We start from the raw sequence: 16,983 nt of genomic DNA, 5'->3' as shown, positions 1-16,983 counted from the left end.
CTCCTTATTTTTTATATTTTTTTAACTGATCCCCAATCATATCTCCAAGAGAAAAACCGGAATGATCTTCTTCAGGAGCTTCATATTCCTGCTGAACCTTTTTCTCTGGAGTTGCTTTCTCTTCAAGCTCTCGTATGCTTAAAGAAATCCGCTGTTCTGACGGGTTAATATCAAGGACTTTTGCTTTTACTGACTGGCCTTCTTCAAGGACTTCGCCAGGTGTTCCAATATGACGGTTGGCAATCTGGGAAATGTGGACAAGACCTTCCACGCCAGGTGCTACTTCTACAAATGCGCCGAAGGAAACCAGGCGTTTAACCTGTCCTTCAATTACATCTCCAGGCTCAATTTGACCTTCAATCGTTGTCCAAGGCCCAGGAAGAGTTTCTTTGATGGAAAGAGAAACTCGTTCGCTTTCCGCATCAACGGCAAGGACTTTTACATTAATTTTGTCGCCTTCTTTCACAATCTCTCCCGGGGATTCCACACGGTGATGGGCCATTTGTGAAATGTGAACAAGACCGTCAACTCCGCCAATGTCCACAAAAGCACCAAAGTCTGTCAATCGTTGAACCGTTCCTTCTACAGTGTCGCCAATTTTCAGGTCTTCTAGCACCTGCTGTTTTTTACTGGCTGCTTCATCATCTAACACAGCACGCTGTGATAGGATAAGCTTGTTTTCACTCGGATCGATTTCCACTACCTTGAGACGTAGTGTTTTCCCTTTGTAATCAGAGAAGTCTTCAACAAAATGACGTTCAACCAAAGAAGCTGGAATGAAGCCGCGGACTCCTAAATCCACTACTAATCCGCCCTTTACTACTTCAGCAACATCAGCTTCAATAATCTCACCTGACTCAAATTTCCCCTGCAATTCGTCCCACGCCTTGTCGGCTTGCGCCCCGCGGCGTGATAAGACAAGCTCATCATCCTCCATTTTGGTAACTTTCAACTCTACTTCGTCACCTTCATTAAGGATGTCACTTACTTTTTCTACATGCAGGCTGGAAAGTTCGCTGATTGGCACAATTCCATCTACTTTATAACCTACATCTACGAAAGCCTGCTTTTCCTCTACTTTCGTTACTTTTCCTGTTACAGTACTGCCTACTGAAAATTCGGCCATACCGTTTCCTTCATTGTTCATTTCTTCAACCATTGACAAAAGCCTCCTTCACTGCCCTTTAGGGAATAGAACTAAATTAAAATATATAAACTCTTTTACTAGCAGTAAAAGAATTTACTTATCCTTATTTATTTGGATGTTCCTTCATTGTGTTCATCCAATAGACTCTGAATCCTGGCCATTATCCTTTCAGTGGCCTGTTCAGCACTTCCTTTGTTCTCTCGTAAATCTTGGATGTCAAGTGGCTCTCCGAAAACAACTTTCACACGGCGAAACGGCTTATAAGGTCCAATGATTACAGCCGGGATAACTGCAGCATCACTGCGGAGAGCAAAAAAGCCTGCACCAGCCAGCCCTTTACCTAATTCACCAGTCTTGCTTCTAGTTCCTTCTGGAAACAAGCAAAGGACACGGTTTTCTTTTAAATATTTAATGCCCAATTTAAGAGCCTGCCTATCCCCCGCCCCCCGTTTTACAGGAAATACGCCGATTTTATCAAGGGCGGGGCCAAGGACTTTCACATCAAAAAGCTCACTCTTGGCCATAAAATTAATCTGGCGCTTAATAGATGTTCCTATTAAAGGAGGGTCGAAGTTGCTGATGTGGTTTGAACAAATAACCACAGGACCCTCTTTTGGTATATTACTTTTCCCGATTACTTTAGGTCTGTAAACCACGGAAAAGAATATTGTAAAAAGTGATTTTCCAATTCGATAAAGAATCATGTAGCACGAACCCTTTCTTCGACGAGCCGGCAAATCTGCTGAACTACTTTCTCAATAGACAATTGCGTCGTGTCAATTTCTTCTGCATCCTCTGCTTTGATAAGGGGAGAGATCAGACGCGTAGAATCCAGCTGGTCCCGTCTTCTGATTTCTTCAATCACTGCATCTAGCTTGGAATCCATTCCTTTGTGAATTTCTTCCTCGTATCTGCGCTTGGCTCTTTCCTCGACAGAAGCAGTTAAAAAAACTTTAACCTCTGCGTCCGGAAGCACGGCGGTGCCAATATCTCTCCCGTCAAGGACGGCCCCCTTTCTGGAAGCCAGCTCCCTCTGGGCCTCCACCATTTGCTCTCTCACCTTCTCGTGAGCTGCAACAATGGATACATTGCGGGTCACCTCATTTTGACGAATAGCAGCAGAAACCTCCTCGTCATCCACAAAAACTTCTGTCCCCTTCTCATCAGGAACAAGCCGAATTTTTGTGTTTTCAAGCAGCTGACCCAGCTGCTCACCGTTGTTCAAATCCGCCTTTTCCTGTAAGGCTTTCCATGTTATCGCTCTATACATGGCGCCTGTGTCAATATAGAGATAGGAAAGAGCTGAGGCAACCTTTTTGGCTACCGTGCTTTTTCCTGCTCCTGCCGGGCCATCAATGGCAATGTTGATCAGTTTCATGATTCACCCCGTATAGTTGCTATGTAGAAAATGTAAATTAGTCATTATCACTGTTATGACCCTTTGTGTACATTTATATTTACACGTTATCATAACACAAAGGCCTATACAAATCTAACGTAACGCTTTTCCCACCTTCCCGCGCTGAGCGATTTGCTGTTCAAAACAAAAACGCACAATCTTCTCTCGGTCTTTACCGCCAATTTCAATAAACTGCAGGGCAGCCTGTTCTTTCACTTCGGCTCTTTTTTTATAGACATTTACGACTTTTGCTTTTGCACGGATCAATTCTGTTTCCTCTGTGTTCCTGTAAAAGAACTACGTACACCTGCCATATGCTTCCTATGTCTACTTTTGTGTTCCATGGAAGCACAGCAGCAGCTCCCCCGCCGCTAATATTAGTAGTGAAAATTATGATGGGAGAAGCTTCCTCATTCACAGAATGAAGAGCCAGGTTTGCACAGGCATCGACTCTCACATAGTTCCGTCTTTGAATTCGTTTCATCCCTTTTTCTCCAGGATCCTTTAACAATAGTACTGGAATCTTATCCTTATTTCTTGCCTGTATTTCTGTCACGAAAGAGTACACGGCGGAATCAGCGCCAATGATCCATGCGTGAAATACAGTACCTTCAATAAAAAAGGCACTTTTTTGAGTCTGCTCATTTATCGGGAAATCAATAATCAATACCCCTTCCCTCTTCCCCACTAACCGGCACCGAAAACGGCTTAATTCACCGCTGCTTATTTCTTTACGCTCCAGAAATATTCTGTCTCCTATTTCTATCATGCCCAGTATCCTCTTTCCATTTTGAATGAATATATTCTGAATTGTTTCCCAACCATTTCTTCTTTGTCTTTTATTATGGCATGATTCATAAAAAAGAAGAAGCCTGAATACAGGCTTCTTCACAGCTGTTTGGCATTGGGAGTGAAGTATGTAAAGAGTACTCTTCCCCTTACCATTTCATTTTCTGCGGCAATAAGAACCACTTTGTCAAAGATGTCTTGAAACACATTTGTCCCTCAAACAGATTATGACGGTTGAAACTAGCGTAAATTGGACGAAACATGCCGTTCATCCCAGATAAAAAAATGTAAATGAAACTTCTATATGATTTCACTACGATTTAGAGAAGCGAAAGGCGGCGACTCCTGCGGGAAAAGCAACAGCTGAAGATCACGCAGGGCGATGTTCCCGAGGAAGCTGAAGCGTTGCCCGCGGAAAGCGGCCGTCTGTAGCGAATGAAGAGTGTAGACTGTTTTTGTAGCAGTTATCTTTTTAGGTTATATTCATCTGAATAACCCGGTTAATCATTTAAAAATGGCTGGTGATAAGAGTTTCTCAAGCAAATAAACGTAAATTCATAAAAGAAACAGTGCAATCGTCCAGGAGCTTGATGAAGCGATTAAAGAGGATCACGATCACACAGAAAGAAGTCCCTAAAAGAAGAAGCTGAAAGAAAAGGAAATCAAAGTGAGTATCACCATCATATGAATTAGTCATATTCATCGCTACAACCGGGAGCTTTTACCTGAAGGCACAAGTACAACATGCGCGTGTATTTTTGAACTAGCAGCTACTATAATATTGGAGACAAGAAAAGGGTCTCACCAATGGTGAAAACCCTTCTTATTAGCTGGGTTTTGTCCCAGCCTCAGTGGCTTGCTTATCTTTTAGTAATCTGTGTTATAAACCGGCTCGGCTTCTGCCATTTTATCTATCTGCTCTTCTTCACCGCTCTTGGCGTTAATAAAGATTCGGAACGTGTCTTGTCCGAGGGTGCCATAGAACTCATAACAAAGAACTTCTTTTTCCTCTTCGTTTTCAATAACGGCCACATGTGCTTCTCTTACTTCAAGGTTAGGATTTAATGCTTCTTCAGCTTCATCTTCTTCCAATTCAGGGGTGAGGTCTTGCCTTTCCTTATGATTAGCAAAGTAGTCAACTCCCTCATATCCAATCACATCCCCAGTGTCTAATGCGACATCAACTGTTACGATATCAGGATATAAACGGACGTTGTCTTGAACTGGCGCAAATTGAAACACCCCAACTGATTCATACTGACTGCTGTCAATGAGCTGCATGTTGTCAAAATGATTCCTTTGAAGGAAATGTTCTGCTCTTTCTGAGGCTGCGTTTAAGCTGATTTGAGGCTCTCCTACAGTCCTTGATTCAAGTAAGAATAAAGGGAGGCCGCCTTTTTTTGTCATTTCCATGTACACAGATGATTCACGCTCAGGGTCCTCAATGACCAGCTCATACCCTTCATAAAAAGACCCTTCTCCTAATTCCTGGATGACAATGTTGTCCTCGTTTGGTACATCAAGAAATTCTTTCGCCCTCGCAACTGCTTTTTCTTCATCTATTTCTTCCTTGTCATCAATTCTTTCTGATAATCTCTTTTCAAAGTCTCCTCCAAACCCATTTTCAGGCCCCCAATTTGTTTCCGAGAAACCTTCTACTTTCTCATCAATCATCGTAAAGCCGTTTACGATAGAATTATTCATGGGCTCCTGTTGTGCGAGAAGTTCACTTTCTGCGTCTGTCCAATGCCAGCCTTCTCGTAAAGCCGAAGCTTGTATCTGTCTTAAGTCATGTTTGATCTCTTTTGCTTGTTCATAGTAGTTCTGCAATTCTTCATATTCTTCATCTGATAAAGGATCATCGTCCAAATTTCTAATTGAGGTTTCATAGCTGAAATCGCCTATATTATAAAGGAATTCCTCTGTTTTGCTTACTGGAATCATCCCAAGAGGAAGCTGACCCATTTCGCTTTGAGCCAGTGATGTAACTCTCCAGACTTCTGCTAATGATCCCGACAAATGTTTTCTGGAATTCATCGCCAGCGTAGAACCAATTTCGTCTTCCAGCTGATCTATGTGATAGGCTAAATCATGAAAGGCACGCTGATAGTTGTTTTCTGTCTGCATTAGGACCTGGCTTTTTTCCTGGTTTTCATTAAATCCCCAAAACCCTAATCCGATGACGCCAATTGCGAGAGCCCCTATAATAATATTTCGTATCACGTTTCTTCACCTCCATTAATGACAGAAAATATGTTTTCCTATTTTTTTAATTTGCGGTCTCGTCCAGATCCATCCTGAAGTTGCTGTATCTGGATTAAAGTAATATTCTGCTCCGCTTGATGGATCCTGGCCGTTAATTGCATCCAGTACAGCACGTCTCGCTGTATCATCAGGCTCAAGCCAGATCTGACCGTCAGCTACCGCTGTAAAAGCTCGCGGTTCAAAAATCACTCCAGAGGCTGTGTTTGGAAACGTCGGGCTGTGGATTCTATTAATTATTACTGCAGCCACGGCAACCTGGCCAACATACGGCTCTCCTCTTGCTTCCCCGTATACAGCGTTTGACATAATCTGAATATCATTTTCAGAATAGCCATCCGGTACATTCATGGCCTTTTGAATGTTTGCTTCATTTGTCTGTTCCTCGGGCTCTTCTTCTTCAGGCGCAGGCACTGCCGGTTCTTCCGGTGCTGCTTCTGGTACAGGTTCTTCTGCTGGAGCCTCTTCCTGTGGAGCTGGTGCTGGTTCCTCTGCTGGAGCTTCCGGAGCTGGTGCTGGCTCCTCTGCTGGAGTTTCCGGGGCTGCTCCTGGATCCCTTCTTGCTACCTCCGGCTGGTCTTGCGCTCCTTTTGGTCCTTTTTGCTTATGTTTTGGCGTCTGACCATAGTGTGTAAATTGTCTTCCTTCCCTAAGAGCTCTTTGAACAAATTCTTCATCATAATTCGTAGAGCGTTCAAGCATGGCTTTCATTTCTTCACCTACTAAACCATCCACTTCCATTCCAAATTCTTCTTGATACTTTTTCACAGACCAGTAAGTCCCCCACCCAAATACACCATCGATGGTTTCATCGTAAAAACCAATGTACTGCAGGCGTGATTGAAGTTCCACTACATCGTCTCCAGTGGCTCCACGTTGTATCACCTGGTCTGTAAACGCTTCTGCAGCTTGAGGCGGAAATAATCCGCACAGGATGGCAGTGCAAAGAGATGCAATGATCCCTTTTTTTAAACAAGAGAGCATGTTTGTCCTCATAAATGATCCTCCTTACTTTTTTCATGACTGCCAATGTTTCCATCATTACCTAACGCTAGTTTTTGTTGGACGTTTGTTTTTATTCATACATTTTCCTTTAATTATTGAAGCAAGAAAAAATGGTAGAAAAAGTAAGCACTTTCCCCGATTTTTTCGCAGAAAAAAAGCTGCTCACATTGCCTATTGCAATGTGAGCAGCTTCCCTCTACGGCGAATGCCCAAAATAATCCAGATATAAAAAACATATTATGAAATTTAGAGAACGTTAAAATATCTTCCTTCCGGATGAGCAAAAACCATCGCGGACACGGAGGCTTCTGGTTCCATCATAAATTCATCTGTCAGCTGGACTCCGATTTTTTCAGGATTCAAGAGTTTAAAGAGCTTTTTCTGGTCTTCCAGATTAGGACAGGCAGGATATCCAAAGGATACCCGGATACCCTGGTACTTAGCAGAAAAACGTTCCTCCATTGTTAAGTCGGGAGAATCCGGAATTCCCCATTGGTCTCTCATCATCTGATGGACTCTTTCAGCAAACCCTTCCGCTGTTTCCAGTGCTGCAGCCTGAACCAGATGACTGAACAAATAATCGCCATTTTCCTTTGCTTCATTAGCCATCTGCCGTACTCCTTCTCCTGCAGTAACCGTGAGCAGCCCGATATAATCCATTTCTCCGCTTTCAGTCGAACGGATAAAGTCAGCAAGACAAAGATAAGGGGCCCGCTGCTGTCTTGGAAAGGAAAATCTTTCAATTACATTTTTCTTGTCCGGACTGTCATAAATGAGGATGTCATTACCTTCAGACTGAGCCGGGAAAAACCGGTAGATGCCGTGTGCCTGAAGGAGCTTTTCAGACTTGGCTCTTTGCAGGAATTCATCTACCTTTTCTTTTAGCTCTACTGCTCTTTCGTCGCCTTCACTTAAAAGACGGCTTACTTTCCCTTGAAGGCCGAGGTGCCTTCCTAACAGCATCTGCATATTAATGTATGGCTCTAAATGGGAAAGTTTATAATCCCTTAATACATGCTCTTTAAGATCCGGCGGTGTTAACACTGGAACCTCCTGAGAGACTTCTGAGCGCACAGGGATTTCTTCTGCCGCCGCCTGCTTTGGTTTCTCTGCGGCTTTTGATTGTTTACTCTGCTGCTTTTCCCTGATTTCCTGCTCTAATGCCTCCCGCTTTTCTGGGTATGCAAGCCGGTTTGCCAGTTCAAGACCATTCATGGCATCTTTTGAATAGAGAACAAGCCCATCATACTCTGCAGCAATTTTCTCATCGGTGAATTTCCGGGTTAACGCTGCCCCGCCAACTAACACTGGAAGGGAGATTTCCTGATTCTTTAAATCCTGTGCTGTCAGTACCATCTGCTGGGCAGACTTTACCAAAAGACCGCTTAATCCGATAGCATCAGGCTTTTCTTTGCGTACTGCTTCGATCAATTCATTTGAGGTAACCTTGATTCCAAGGTTCACAATTTTAAACCCATTATTAGAGAGGATAATGTCTACAAGGTTTTTCCCAATGTCATGGACATCTCCTTTAACGGTAGCAAGGAGAATTTTCCCTTTCCCGCTGTCATCCTCTTTGACTTCCATATACGGTTCTAAATGTGCTACGGCAGCCTTCATCACTTCAGCACTCTGGAGTACTTCGGCCACAATTAACTCGTTATCATTAAAAAGCTTTCCTACTCTATCCATACCGATCATTAACGGCCCGTTAATGATATCTAAGGGGTCTTCATAAGAGTCAAGAGCAAGATCTAAGTCAGGGTATAACCCTTCTTTTGTTCCCTCGACAATATATTCTCCGAGACGCTCTTCAAGAGTAAGGTTTTTTTCTACTTTCTTTTTTTCAGACTTCTTGCCTCTGTAATGAGCGGTAAATTCAGCTAGAGTCTCGTCTGATGTTTCAAAAAGAAGCTTTCTCGCAAGTTCTTTTTCATTGTCTGGAATACTTGCATACCTTTCCACTTTTTCCGTGTTTACAATGGCGTAATCAAGGCCTGCGTTTGTGCAATAGTACATAAACGATGAGTTTAACACTTCACGGCCAACCGGGGGTAGACCAAAGGATACGTTACTAATTCCCAGTATCGTTAAACATTCTGGCAGGGCTTCTTTGATCAAGCGTATCCCTTCAATTGTGGCTTCAGCTGAACCAATGTACTGTTCATCCCCTGTCCCAACGGGAAAGACCAATGGATCGAAGATAATATCTTTTGGATTGATTCCGTACTGGTTAACAAGGATGTCATATGAGCGTTTGGCAACTTCAAGCTTTCGTTCAGCTGAAACGGCCATTCCCGTCTCATCAATCGTACCGACTACAACAGCTGCCCCAAATCTTTTAACGATCGGAATAATCTGTTTAAACCGCTCTTCCCCGTCCTCGAGATTAATTGAATTGATTACTGCTTTCCCCTGAGAATAAGTTAACGATTTTTCAATCACTTGGAAGTCAGTGGAATCAATCATTAAAGGGACCTTCACTTTATTGACGACATGCTGTAAAAAGTTCTCCATGTCTTCGGCTTCGTCCCGGTCAGGGTCAGCGAGGCAAACATCTATAATATGGGCCCCTTTTTTCACCTGTGCTCTTGCAACTTCTGATGCTTCCTCAAACTTCCCTTCTCCGATTAACCGTTTAAACTTACGAGACCCAATGACGTTTGTCCGCTCCCCGACAAATAACGGACGCATATCTTCTTCATAAATTAAAGGCTCAATGCCCGAAACGGCGTGAGGGTGATCGTTTTGTGCTTTCCTTGGCTCGTAGCGTTCTGCTACGTCTTTCATTACCTTGACGTGCTCCGGAGTCGTTCCGCAGCATCCCCCTACTACATTCAGCCAGCCTTTCTCAGCAAAAGATTCCAGCTTTTTTGCCAGTGACTTGGGAGATTCATGGTAATGTCCTTCTTCATCAGGCAAACCGGCATTTGGGTAACAATGCACGTGGGTTGTTGCTAATTCTGAAAGAGAACGGAGATGATCTCTCATAAATTCAGGCCCAGTTGCACAATTTAGTCCTACAACTGCAGGTTTCATATGCTCTAAGGATATATAGAAAGATTCAATGGTCTGACCGGCAAGAGTTGTCCCCATTGGTTCTATCGTGCCTGAAATCATTAAAGGAAGTCTTATTCCTAAAGCTGAAAAAGCCTGGTCAATTCCTAGATAGGCAGCTTTCACGTTTCTCATGTCCTGGCTTGTTTCAAGAAGCAGGATATCGACCCCGCCTTTAATTAAGCCCCTAGCCTGCTCTTCATAGGAGGCGATAAGTTCCTCAAAAGTAGTTCCTCCGGTCACCGACAAAGATTTTGTTGTCGGTCCCATCGCGCCTGCCACATAGCGGGGAGCATTTTCTGTTGAAAATTCATCTGCCACTTTCCTGGCAATTTGTGCCGAAGCAATATTAATTTCTTCCGCCCGGTCCTCAAGATCATAATCAGCAAGGACAATATCCGTGGCCCCAAATGTATTGGTTTCTATAATGTCAGCACCCGCTTCAAGGTACTCCCGATGAATCCGCTCAACGACTTCAGGAGCTGTAAGGTTTAAGAATTCATTACAGCCGTCATACTCTTCCCCGCCAAAGTCCTCAGGCGAGAGGTCTGCATTCTGAAGCATCGTCCCCATTGCTCCGTCTAATACCAATATCTCTTTTTGTAATCGTTCTTCAAATGATATTTTTTTCTCGGTCATTGGTGTGTCCACTCCTTTTACCACCCGGTACCCCTATGCTTACCTGCTTTTTACAGTTTCTTTCTGTAAGCTCGCTTTTTCCTTTATATAGCGGGTCAGCTCTACTGTCATTTCATAACGCAAAAATGGTGTAATTAAATAAATTCCATTAAAATATTTCATTGCTTCATCTATTAATTCTTTTGCAATATCAAGGCCTTCTTTTTCTGCTTTCGCCCGATCTTCCCCGCAAGCAGCCATTCTTTCCCTGATTTCATCCGTCAGCTTAATGCCTGGCACTTCGTTATGAAGAAACTCTGCATTTCTGGCACTTACTAAAGGCATAATGCCAATATACACAGGCACCGGCAAATGTTTGGTTGCTTCATGGATATCATGAAATTGTTCTTTTCCATACACGGGCTGGCTCATAAAGTAATCTACCCCAGCCTCAATCTTTTTTTCGAGCCTTTTAACCGCTCTTTCTAACGATCTTACATTCGGGTTAAAAGCACCTGCTACTGAAAAAGATGTTTTTTCCCCTAGAGATTTTCCTGAAAAAGATCTTCCTTCGTTCATTTCTTTAATCAAGGAAATAAGATCAAAGGAAGTCAGGTCGTATACAGAGGTGGCGCCAGGGAAGTCCCCAACTTTCGTTGGGTCTCCTGTTACAGCCAGGAGATCATGAATGCCCAAAGCATGCATTCCCAATAAGTGAGATTGGAGCCCAATTAAATTTCTGTCACGGCATGCGATATGAATAAGAGGACGTGCTCCTATCTTTTCCTTCACCATCGTTCCCATAGCCATGTTATCAATGCGTGGTGAAGCGAGTGAATTGTCAGCCATAGTGACTGCATCAGCGCCAGCTTCATGAAGCTGTTTCGCACCTTCTAAAAACTTGTCTGTCGCCAGCTTTTTTGGAGGATCTAATTCAACTACAATGGCAACTTCATTTTTTGCCTTTTCAGAGAGAGAAGGCGTTTCCGTCCTCTTTGAAGCCTGAATAACTTCCTGTTCAACAGGGACTGTTTCCTTTGTATCGACAGGCTTTTCTCCTTTTACCGCCCTCGATAGCTCAGCAATATGTTCCGGCGTTGTACCACAGCATCCGCCTATGAGACGGACACCCTGGCTTCGCAAATCCTGGCCTCTCTCATAAAAATAACTTGGGTTCGATTGGTATACAAATCTCCCGTCATCTAAATCTGGCAGACTGGCATTCGGATAAGCCGAAATATACGCTCCTTCTATTAAGGGGACATTTTCCAGGGAACGCAGGATATGATACGGGCCCATCCGGCAGTTTAAACCGACCACATCAGCTCCCTGGGCTGCAAGAGTCTGAAAAGCTTCTGTGACGCTGATCCCTCCATGGAGAACTCCAACCTCACCCAGAGAGACCTGGGCTACAATAGGAAGATCAGTCATCTTACGAAACATCTTAACCGCCGACTGAACCTCTTCATAATTATAAAATGTTTCTAGAATTAAACCATCAGGCTTTTCTGAAAGAAGAGCTTTTGCCTGTTCTTCCAATGCTGAAAGAATATCGTCATTGTCATAATCTGTTTTTTGAACTCCACGGATGCCTCCGATCGTAGCGAGGACAAAAGCATCTCCTCCGGCTGCTTTTCTTGCCAGACGAACGCCTTGTTTATTTATCTCTATCGTTTCATTCTCAAGACCATACCGCTCTAATTTAAGACGATTTGCAGCATAGGTGTTTGTTTGAATCACGTTTGCCCCTGCCTTGATATATTCCCTGTGTACGCTTGTCACAGCAGAAGGATCTTCTATATTTAAGACTTCAAAAGAGCCTGTAAACCCTTTGTCATATAAATATGTGCCTATCGCTCCGTCTCCGACAAGCATTCCATTTTCCAGAGCTTTTAAGAATTCCACTTCATTCATCCTTTCTCCAATACGCTTCGGTTACTGTGAAAGTTGTTCTAATGCCTGCTGTAAATCTCTTATTAAATCCTCAGCATTTTCAATACCCACTGAAAAACGAAGGAGACGGTTACAGACACCATTGGCCAGTCGTACTTCTTCAGGAACGTCAGCATGGGTTTGAGTGGCAGGGTAGGTCATAAAGCTTTCTACACCGCCAAGGCTTTCTGCAAATGTGACGAGGTTTAACCCTTTTAAAAGCTGATTTACATGCTCTTCATCACAGATACGAAAGGAAAGCATGCCTCCTTTTCCTGGATAAAGAACTTCATCAATCAATGGATGTTCGTTCATGAAAGCAGCTACCTTTTGGGCATTTTCCGTATGCTTTTCCATCCGCAGAGACAGTGTCTTCATGCCTCTCATTAACAGCCAGGCATCAAGAGGAGAAAGAATCGTTCCCATACCGTTATGAAAAGCAGCAATGTCTTCACAAAGCTTCTCTCCTTTTGCAACAATTAAGCCTGCGATGACATCATTATGGCCGCCTAAATACTTGGAAGCACTGTGAATGACAATGTCGGCTCCTTTTTCAATAGGTCTTTGAAGCACTGGAGTATAAAAGGTGTTATCTACAATTAAAAGCAGGTTATTCTCTCTTGCAACAGCAGCAAGGCCTTCCAAATCAGCTTCCTGCATTAATGGATTTGTCGGCGTTTCGATAAATAAAGCTTTTGTATTTTCTGTTATTTTTTCTGAAAAAGATGCAAGGTTTCGAGGATCTCCGTATGTAAAGGTTAATCCCCACTTTTTCCATCCTTCTTCAAATAAACGATATGTGCCGCCGTACAAGTCCTGGGATGCCAGGATCTCATCCCCGCTTTTAAATAGCGCTAGAACTGTTTGAACAGCTGCCATTCCTGAGCTTAACGCAAACCCCTTGTCTCCGCTCTCTAACTCTGCAATCGCCTTTTCAAGAAGTTCTCTTGTAGGATTTCCTGTCCTTGAATAATCATAGCCGGTCGATTCTCCTATACCGCTGTGCCTGTATGCAGTTGAGAAATAGACAGGTGCGCTTACTGTACCTGTAGCCTCCTCGCTTCTATTTCCTATTTGTGCAAGTTTTGTTTCTAGGTTGTACCGAGACATTCTCTCCACTCCTTATGATGATAATCTGTTTTTCTTTATTTTCAAATTTTTTCAGAAAAAGGGCTGCCTAAAGTTTTTGCGACCTTTATCCCTCTTTACATTTGTTGGAAAAATGCATATGTACAAAATAAAGCCTTCTTCGGTTAAGAAGAAGGCAAGACAGTATCGAGACACGCTAGCTTCTTCTCATCTTGCAGGTTTATCTCCACCTGCTGGAATTAGCACCTGACCAAAACTGGCTGGTTGCTGAGATTTCTTCGGGCCATTCCCTCCATCTCTCTAGATAAGAAAGCTTCCTATAATAAAGTTGTTATTGCTACACTACACGAAAAAACATGAAATTGCAACCTTTATTCCGGCGTAGCCTCTACATTGAGCTCCGTTTCATTCCCGCATACACATCGTTTAAACCCTGTTTCATATTCACCATCAGCTCGCTGGCGGCCTCGCAGAATATATTTTTCTCCGCATTTAGGACAGCGAATCACCACTCTGTATCGAGTTTCAGTAGTCAATACGATCACTCCTTATTCCGTTCTCTCATTCGCTTTTTTCACTTTTGTTAATGCAAACCACCATAAAAAAATCATAAAAGGGGCGATGCTCGTAAAAAGATATTGATTAATGGTTAATAGTATCAAATCAAAAAAACCGTGTAAAACAACAGGGATGATCAGGGCCAGGAAAAGCCATTTGTTAACATGGTCATTCACTTTAAAACGAGCAGATCCCAGATAATATCCCATGACTACTCCAAACAATGCATGACTGCTCACAGGCAGAAACGCTCGTCCGACAGCAAAGTCAATACCTGTTGCCATTAGATATAACACATTCTCGGCTGCTGCAAACCCTAAAGATAAAGAAACAGCGTAAACAATTCCATCGTACCTGTTTTTCAGTGTGCCAAAACGATAAGCGATAAAATACAGCAGAAACCATTGAAAAAACTCTTCAAGGAAAGCGGCGCTGACGAATGCTTTGAACCAAGGTTCGGTAATTAAAGCCTCCCCTTCTAAAGCATATTGTATAACCATCACGGGGAAAACTAGCAGCACTCCTATAATAAAAGCTTTTATGACCTGCCCTATCATGTTTGAACCGTATTGATTGCGAAGATAAAAATATACAAGTAATGATATGGCAGGTGCAAGTGCTGCTGTAAAAAGTGTCACCACCGTCATAACCGTCCCCTCTGTTCATCTTCATGGTAACATGTTAGTTTTAAGGTTGAAAATTGTTTACCTTTTTTTGCAAACCAGCATAGTTAAAAAGGTTTGGAAACACAGGGTATAAATTATTCTTATGTGAGGTGATCCTTTGAAAAAAATACTCATCATCCATACCGGCGGTACGATTGCCATGTCTGAAAATAAAGAAACAGGCATGGTCGCGCCAGAAGAAAAGAACCCTCTTCATTCTGTAAATGAAATGTTACAGGAGACAGTAAAGATAGAAACGGAAGATTATCTTCACCTTCCTTCTCCTCATATCACCCCCAGGCACATGCTGGGTCTTGCCGAAAAGATTAATGAAAAGATGAAAAATTCTCATTTTGACGGGGTCGTAATTACCCATGGAACAGATACGCTGGAAGAAACCGCCTACTTATTAGACTTGCTCTTACATTTGGACCAGCCAGTTGTTATCACTGGAGCTATGCGTTCAAGCAATGAGCTTGGCGCTGATGGCCCTCATAACTTAATTTCAGCTGTAAGAACAGCAGCAAGTGACAAAGCAGCCAAAAAAGGGGTCATCGTCGTCTTTAATGATGAAATCCATACAGCTAAAAACGTAACAAAAACCCATTCAAGCAACATTGCCACCTTTCAAAGTCCTCAATACGGGGCCATTGGGATCTTAACAAAACGCGAAGTTTCTTTTCATCACATTCCAGCGCACAGGGAACACTTTCCTGTTACAAAGCTGTCTAAAAAGGTGCTGCTTGTAAAAGCATACGCTGGCATGGAAGAAAGTGTGATGGCTCATATAGCCTCTCATCCACTCGATGGTCTGGTGCTTGAAGCATTCGGACAAGGGAATGTGCCGCCAGCTATTGTCCCCCCTTTGGAATCACTCATTGAAAAGAACATTCCAGTCGTACTGGTTTCCAGAAGCTACAGCGGTATCGTCCAGGACACATACGGCTATGAAGGAGGGGGCAGGCAGCTGAAAGAAAAAGGAGTCATATTTACAAATGGATTAAATGGACAAAAAGCACGGCTTAAGCTGATGGCTGCTCTTGAGATGACTCAGGACCATGGAAAGCTCCAGGAAATATTTTTGCGCTGAAGTTCTTTAAATCAGGCTCTGTAAAAGGTGAAATTGATTTTTTAAGTCATTAGATAATAGATAAAAGCGCGAAGTTCCTTCGGGCCCTTGAGCCGCAGCTCCCCCCAGAGTTGTTTCCCGAGGGAGCCGCGGCAATTCACGTACTGTAGAAGACACCGTGGATGCAGGAAGGGACACCAGAATGGATATGGCACTTGGTCCTTTAGGTACAAGCGAGGGCCTGTAAGCGGGAAATCAACAACAATATCCAAAGCCACGATCTAAAAATGACAACCTTATGAAGGCTGTCATTTTACAACTGTGTGTTATAGTCCCTGGATCTCAGCCGCTCGTATATCGTTTTGGAGACAGCATCGCCATGGAAACGCCCGTTTTCTATAAAAATCTCGTTTGCATTGTTTCCTGCTGCAATCACACCCGCTATAAAAAGATTTTCCACATTCGTTTCCATTGTTTCCTCGTCAAATACCGGGCGCCCTGTTTCCATTTCAATTTCCACACCCATCTTGGTTAAAAAGCCGTGGTCAGGATGATACCCTGTCATCGCCAAAACAAAGTCTGCCTCAACAGTTTGTTGTTCACCATCAGCTATAAAATGAACATTATTTTCAGTAATTTCTTCAGGGACAGCATGGTAATGCATCTTTATTTTATTGTGGCGGAGCAAAGAAAGAAATTCAGGCAATATCCAAGGCTTTACATCCTCTGGCATCTCCCCGCCCCGATATAAAACGGTAACGTTTGCCCCTGCTTTTTCTAATTCAAGTGTAGCATCTACGGCTGAATTTTTTCCGCCGATAACGACCACATTTTTTTTGAAGAAAGGGTGAGCTTCTTTAAAATAATGGAATACATGCTCGCTTTCTTCTCCCTGTATCCCCAAATAATTTGGATTGTCATAGTAGCCAGTGGCTGTGATCACAAAAGGGGCTTTATACTCCTTTGCTTCACCTTTTTTATCTTCAGTTAAGAGTAAAAAGGAATCATCTTCTTGTTTACAGACTTCCTTCACTTCTTCAAAAGAATGAATACGTAACTTTTTACGTTTGACAACTTCCCTGTAATAAGAAAGGGCCTGGTTTCGCTTTGGTTTTCTTTCTTCTGTCACAAACGGCAGATCCCCAATCTCTAATTTATCACTTGAACTAAAGAATGTTTGATGAGTCGGATAACGGAAAATCGTGTGAACAACGTTTTCCTTTTCAATAATCAGGGGATCCAGCCCCTTTTCCTGACAAGAGATGGCAGCTGCCAGCCCACAAGGCCCTGCTCCGATTATAATGACTGTCTCTTTTATGATGCTCACCTTTGCCACTCCTTATCTTTGTGCATTAGCGAACCCCCTTCCTCTACGAGCAGGGGGTCCTGAATG

Annotated in this window: 14 protein-coding genes, 1 pseudogene and 1 riboswitch; of the genes and pseudogenes, 2 read left to right on the top strand and 13 right to left on the bottom strand. The window is 43.0% G+C overall.

Annotated features, from left to right (window positions below):
* Positions 1–4 precede the first annotated feature (4 nt).
* The 5 genes from rpsA to CEF17_RS04875 all read right to left on the bottom strand — a co-directional run bounded on the left by rpsA (position 5) and on the right by CEF17_RS04875 (position 3,315).
* A complete protein-coding gene (gene rpsA, locus CEF17_RS04890) occupies positions 5–1,159 on the bottom strand; it encodes a 30S ribosomal protein S1 (protein ID WP_100398530.1) in 1,155 nt (384 codons plus the stop codon).
* A 95-nt stretch (positions 1,160–1,254) separates the two neighbouring features.
* A complete protein-coding gene (locus tag CEF17_RS04885) occupies positions 1,255–1,851 on the bottom strand; it encodes a lysophospholipid acyltransferase family protein (protein ID WP_100398529.1) in 597 nt (198 codons plus the stop codon).
* Positions 1,848–2,528, bottom strand: coding sequence for a (d)CMP kinase (cmk, locus tag CEF17_RS04880; protein WP_100398528.1), 681 nt, complete (start codon positions 2,526–2,528; stop codon positions 1,848–1,850). Before cmk ends, CEF17_RS04885 begins: the two co-directional genes overlap by 4 nt.
* A gap of 111 nt (positions 2,529–2,639) precedes the next feature.
* The gene (locus tag CEF17_RS20565; RefSeq protein ID WP_157842928.1) at positions 2,640–2,813 is read right to left on the bottom strand and encodes a PilZ domain-containing protein; all 174 of its coding nucleotides are present in this window, start codon (positions 2,811–2,813) and stop codon (positions 2,640–2,642) included.
* Positions 2,776–3,315 (bottom strand): flagellar brake protein, encoded by a 540-nt coding sequence (locus tag CEF17_RS04875; protein ID WP_100398527.1) that lies wholly within the window; start codon positions 3,313–3,315, stop codon positions 2,776–2,778. Before CEF17_RS04875 ends, CEF17_RS20565 begins: the two co-directional genes overlap by 38 nt.
* Before the next feature lie 553 nt (positions 3,316–3,868).
* Here CEF17_RS04875 and CEF17_RS20995 point away from each other — a divergent pair.
* A pseudogene (locus CEF17_RS20995) lies at positions 3,869–4,014 on the top strand (IS5/IS1182 family transposase); the annotation flags it as partial.
* 188 nt (positions 4,015–4,202) lie between these two features.
* Here the strand turns inward: CEF17_RS20995 and ypeB are convergent.
* From ypeB to prsW, 7 genes are all read right to left on the bottom strand, one after another.
* Complete coding sequence (gene ypeB / locus CEF17_RS04870; RefSeq protein WP_100398526.1) at positions 4,203–5,558, bottom strand: germination protein YpeB; 1,356 nt, start codon at positions 5,556–5,558, stop codon at positions 4,203–4,205.
* A 15-nt stretch (positions 5,559–5,573) separates the two neighbouring features.
* Positions 5,574–6,593 (bottom strand): spore cortex-lytic enzyme, encoded by a 1,020-nt coding sequence (sleB, locus tag CEF17_RS04865; protein ID WP_232725418.1) that lies wholly within the window; start codon positions 6,591–6,593, stop codon positions 5,574–5,576.
* Positions 6,594–6,848: 255 nt separating this feature from the next.
* A complete protein-coding gene (gene metH, locus CEF17_RS04860; protein ID WP_100398525.1) occupies positions 6,849–10,298 on the bottom strand; it encodes a methionine synthase in 3,450 nt (1,149 codons plus the stop codon).
* A gap of 39 nt (positions 10,299–10,337) precedes the next feature.
* Complete coding sequence (locus CEF17_RS04855; RefSeq protein ID WP_442857447.1) at positions 10,338–12,182, bottom strand: bifunctional homocysteine S-methyltransferase/methylenetetrahydrofolate reductase; 1,845 nt, start codon at positions 12,180–12,182, stop codon at positions 10,338–10,340.
* A gap of 30 nt (positions 12,183–12,212) precedes the next feature.
* Positions 12,213–13,319, bottom strand: a complete 1,107-nt coding sequence (locus CEF17_RS04850; RefSeq protein ID WP_100398523.1) for a methionine biosynthesis PLP-dependent protein — start codon at positions 13,317–13,319, stop codon at positions 12,213–12,215.
* Between the two features lie 183 nt (positions 13,320–13,502).
* A riboswitch (SAM riboswitch) is annotated at positions 13,503–13,609 on the bottom strand.
* Between the two features lie 60 nt (positions 13,610–13,669).
* The gene (locus tag CEF17_RS20290) at positions 13,670–13,834 is read right to left on the bottom strand and encodes a hypothetical protein (RefSeq protein ID WP_198153567.1); all 165 of its coding nucleotides are present in this window, start codon (positions 13,832–13,834) and stop codon (positions 13,670–13,672) included.
* A 12-nt stretch (positions 13,835–13,846) separates the two neighbouring features.
* Entirely contained in the window at positions 13,847–14,503 is a 657-nt protein-coding gene (gene prsW, locus CEF17_RS04845) for a glutamic-type intramembrane protease PrsW (protein ID WP_332835283.1), read from the bottom strand.
* A 136-nt stretch (positions 14,504–14,639) separates the two neighbouring features.
* On the opposite strand from prsW, the gene CEF17_RS04840 reads away from it, so the two are divergent.
* The gene (locus tag CEF17_RS04840; RefSeq protein WP_100398522.1) at positions 14,640–15,611 is read left to right on the top strand and encodes an asparaginase; all 972 of its coding nucleotides are present in this window, start codon (positions 14,640–14,642) and stop codon (positions 15,609–15,611) included.
* A gap of 292 nt (positions 15,612–15,903) precedes the next feature.
* Here CEF17_RS04840 and CEF17_RS04835 read toward each other — a convergent pair whose 3' ends face one another.
* A complete protein-coding gene (locus tag CEF17_RS04835) occupies positions 15,904–16,911 on the bottom strand; it encodes a YpdA family putative bacillithiol disulfide reductase (protein ID WP_100400799.1) in 1,008 nt (335 codons plus the stop codon).
* Positions 16,912–16,983 lie beyond the last annotated feature (72 nt).

Origin of the sequence: Bacillus sp. FJAT-44742 (genome assembly GCF_002797315.1) — a bacterium.
GTDB lineage: Bacteria > Bacillota > Bacilli > Bacillales > Marinococcaceae > Thalassorhabdus > Thalassorhabdus alkalitolerans.
This window is presented reverse-complemented; position numbering and strand designations above follow the sequence as displayed.

Excerpts from the sequence above, each read along its gene's own strand:
- rpsA (WP_100398530.1), bottom strand. The coding sequence starts at position 1,159 with ATGGTTGAAGAAATGAACAATGAAGGAAACGGTATGGCCGAATTTTCA.
- CEF17_RS04885 (WP_100398529.1), bottom strand. The coding sequence starts at position 1,851 with ATGATTCTTTATCGAATTGGAAAATCACTTTTTACAATATTCTTTTCC.
- CEF17_RS04875 (WP_100398527.1), bottom strand. The coding sequence starts at position 3,315 with ATGATAGAAATAGGAGACAGAATATTTCTGGAGCGTAAAGAAATAAGC.
- sleB (WP_232725418.1), bottom strand. The coding sequence starts at position 6,593 with ATGAGGACAAACATGCTCTCTTGTTTAAAAAAAGGGATCATTGCATCT.
- metH (WP_100398525.1), bottom strand. The coding sequence starts at position 10,298 with ATGACCGAGAAAAAAATATCATTTGAAGAACGATTACAAAAAGAGATA.
- CEF17_RS04850 (WP_100398523.1), bottom strand. The coding sequence starts at position 13,319 with ATGTCTCGGTACAACCTAGAAACAAAACTTGCACAAATAGGAAATAGA.
- prsW (WP_332835283.1), bottom strand. The coding sequence starts at position 14,503 with ATGACGGTGGTGACACTTTTTACAGCAGCACTTGCACCTGCCATATCA.